Below are 2,416 nucleotides of genomic sequence, written 5' to 3'. Positions count from 1 at the left end.
GGCGTCACGCCGGCCGTCGGCGGCGGCCCGGGCCGGCCCGGCGGTGTCCGGCGGCCCGGCGGAGCCGGTGGTCACGAGGTGGCGGTACGGCGGTCGACCACGCCGGCCCCCGGCGGTACCTCGAACGCGGCCGCCTGGACGGTGTCGGTGTAACCGGTCAGCGTGAGCTCCGTGGGCCGGCCGTCCAGCGTGCCGGTGAAGCTGCCGAGCACGCCCTCGGTGGTGACGCAGGCGGTGAAGCGTTCCCCGGAGTGGGTCACGTCCACGCAGGTGGCGTGGTGCCCGGCCAGGGTGGTGTCGCTCTGCTCGATGTCCGCCTCGGGGTCGAGGGCGGCGTCGGTGAGCAGTCGGATCACCGCCGGCGGGGTGACCAGCCCGTGCTTGCGGGCCTCGGCGTAGACGATCACGGACGGTTTGCCGGCGGTCAGCACCGGCGGTGACACGGTGCAGGAGGTCCGGCCGCCGGCGGTCGCGCACCGGGTCACCGCCTGCTGGGTCACCGTGATCTTGCCGTCCGGCCAGGTGTACGAGGACTGCAGCGGCTCCGTGGTCTGCGCGATCGAGGCGCTCCGCCCACCGGCGAGCTGGTAGTCCGCGGCCCAGTTCTGCTCCAGCGACCGGTCCATCCGGGCGGCCAGGTCGTTGACCAGATCGGCCCGGCCGAGCGCGGCGCCGGCGTCCTCGACGGCCTGACAGCCGGTGACCGAGAGCGACGCGATGACCGAGGCGGCGAGCACGCGGAGAGTCGTCGAGGCGGCGGGCATGACGCCCAGCCTTGTCGATCCGGGCAACCTCTCGCAAACCCGTTGCCGGTTGAGGCCCGAGAATCCGGGAATGTCCGTGTCTCCGGGCGGGCCCGGTGCGCCCCGAGCGACGTGCGCCGGAGCGCCGACCGATACGCTGCGTTCAACACCTGCCTCAGCCGCACCGTCGCGGCCCATACCGGACCGGAACACACAAACGAGGAGCGACTCAGTGGCAACCATCGAGGGAATCGTCGCCCGGGAGATCCTGGACTCGCGGGGCAACCCGACGGTCGAGGTCGAGGTCGGGCTCGACGACGGCACGATCGCCCGCGCCGCGGTGCCGTCCGGCGCCTCCACCGGCGCCTTCGAGGCGATCGAGCTGCGCGACGGTGACAAGGACCGCTACCAGGGCAAGGGTGTCGAGAACGCGGTCGCCAACATCGAGGACAAGATCGTCGACCAGCTCATCGGGTACGAGGCCAGCGAGCAGCGGCTGATCGACCAGAAGATGATCGACATCGACGGCACCGACAACAAGGCGGAGCTGGGCGCCAACGCCATCCTCGGCGTCTCGCTCGCCGTGGCGAAGGCCGCCGCCGGCAGCGCCGAGCTGAGCCTCTTCCGCTACCTCGGCGGCCCGAACGCGCACCTGCTGCCGGTGCCGATGATGAACATCCTCAACGGTGGCGCGCACGCCGACTCGAACGTCGACATCCAGGAGTTCATGATCGCGCCGATCGGCGCGCCCACCTTCCGGGACGCGCTCCGCTCCGGCGCGGAGGTCTACCACGCGCTGAAGTCGGTGCTGAAGAAGAAGGACCTGTCGACCGGCCTGGGGGACGAGGGCGGCTTCGCGCCGAACCTGCCCACCAACGCCGCCGCCCTGGACCTGATCGCCGAGGCGGTGGAGAAGGCCGGCTACCGGCTGGGCACCGACATCGTCTTCGCCCTCGACGTCGCCGCCACCGAGTTCTTCGACAACGGCACCTACACCTTCGAGGGCAGCGCGAAGACCGCCGAGGAGATGAGCAACTACTACACCAAGCTCGTCGGCGACTACCCGATCGTCTCCATCGAGGACCCGCTCTCCGAGGACGACTGGAGCGGCTGGGCCACCCTCACCGCGGCGCTCGGCGACCGGATCCAGATCGTCGGCGACGACCTCTTCGTCACCAACCCGCAGCGCATCGCCCGGGGCATCGCCGAGAAGGCGGCCAACGCGGTGCTGGTCAAGGTCAACCAGATCGGCTCGCTCACCGAGACCCTGGACGCGGTGGACCTCGCCCACCGGGCCGGCTTCCGGTGCATGATGAGCCACCGCTCCGGCGAGACCGAGGACACCACCATCGCCGACCTGGCGGTCGCCACCGGCTGCGGCCAGATCAAGACCGGCGCCCCGGCGCGCTCCGACCGGGTCGCCAAGTACAACCAGCTCCTGCGGATCGAGGAGGAGCTGGCCGACGCGGCGCGGTACGCCGGCGCCGGCGCGTTCCCGCGCTACCGTTCGGCCTGAGCCACGAGCTCCGGGGGAGGGGTGTGACGATGCAGCAGCGCCGCACACCGGGTGGTCAGCGTCCCATCCGTCGGCCGGGTCAGGCCGGCCGGCCGGCCGCGACGCGGACCCGGTCGTCGACCCGCGACGGTGGCGTCCGCGCCGAGCCGCGGGCCGC

The 2,416-nt window shown here is 72.1% G+C and carries 2 protein-coding genes; one reads left to right on the top strand and one right to left on the bottom strand.

Annotated elements, in window-relative coordinates; translation table 11 throughout:
- Positions 1–71: 71 nt before the first annotated feature.
- A complete protein-coding gene (locus ACWEVO_RS35030; protein WP_452311699.1) occupies positions 72–764 on the bottom strand; it encodes a hypothetical protein in 693 nt (230 codons plus the stop codon).
- Between the two features lie 211 nt (positions 765–975).
- On the opposite strand from ACWEVO_RS35030, the gene eno reads away from it, so the two are divergent.
- Entirely contained in the window at positions 976–2,259 is a 1,284-nt protein-coding gene (eno, locus tag ACWEVO_RS35025) for a phosphopyruvate hydratase (protein ID WP_452311698.1), read from the top strand.
- Positions 2,260–2,416 lie beyond the last annotated feature (157 nt).

The sequence above is a fragment of the Micromonospora sp. NPDC003776 genome (genome assembly GCF_053605645.1).
Note: the sequence above shows the minus strand (reverse complement) of the source record. Positions and strands in the feature narration are given on the sequence as shown.